This is a genomic window from Sphingomonas sp. CCH5-D11 (genome assembly GCF_001557395.1).
Lineage (GTDB): Bacteria > Pseudomonadota > Alphaproteobacteria > Sphingomonadales > Sphingomonadaceae > Sphingomonas.
This window is the reverse complement of the sequence record NZ_LSKH01000312.1, coordinates 1-583: the sequence shown is the minus strand read 5'-3', so window position 1 is coordinate 583 and position 583 is coordinate 1. Positions and strand designations below refer to the sequence as shown.

General features: G+C 56.4%; 1 protein-coding gene. It reads right to left on the bottom strand.

From position 1 onward, the window contains the following. Positions 1-7: 7 nt before the first annotated feature. Positions 8-370 carry a hypothetical protein gene (locus tag AX702_RS19625; protein WP_066782074.1) on the bottom strand — a complete coding sequence of 121 codons (363 nt, stop codon included), beginning with the start codon at positions 368-370 and terminating at the stop codon, positions 8-10. Positions 371-583 lie beyond the last annotated feature (213 nt).

The following is a 583-nucleotide window of genomic DNA, read 5'->3' as shown; positions in this document are numbered from 1 at the left end:
ACGTTCGTCAGAACATCACGTAACCCATTTCTGTTGTGACGATAACGCCGCTCTCATACCCGTTCAGGTCAGATAGGATCGCTAGCGATGATCCATTCTCGAATTGCAATGTGAGCCGCAAATCCTCCCGCTCGACACTTCGGATATATCGACCGAGCAGACGGTGCAGGATCACTGGCGGACGGTCATCGGCTTGGCAATCATACGACCAAGTTGTGCCGTCCGGCTCCGTGTGAATGATCGCGTGCTCTACATGAATGAGACGCTCGCTTTCGAAGCTGAACTGCAATCCAAAAGGATTGAGCCGCACTTCGGCGAGTGCGTCGCCAACAAATATCTGGAGTGTCTCGGCGGGCGGAAACGGGCGCATTAAAGGTGAGTATCAATATCGCCGACGAGCGTCACCGCATGTCTGCTATTGCGCGTTTGCGGAATGGCTGCTTTCGGGAGCCGTCCCGGTGAAAGCTGCCTGTCCGGTTTCGGGAAGCGCCTCAACACCCCCCGAACGACCGAAACGGGGTGGAAAGCGGACACTCTTCAGTCGCCGTGCATGAACCCGCCAGCGACGAAAAACAGCGCGAGG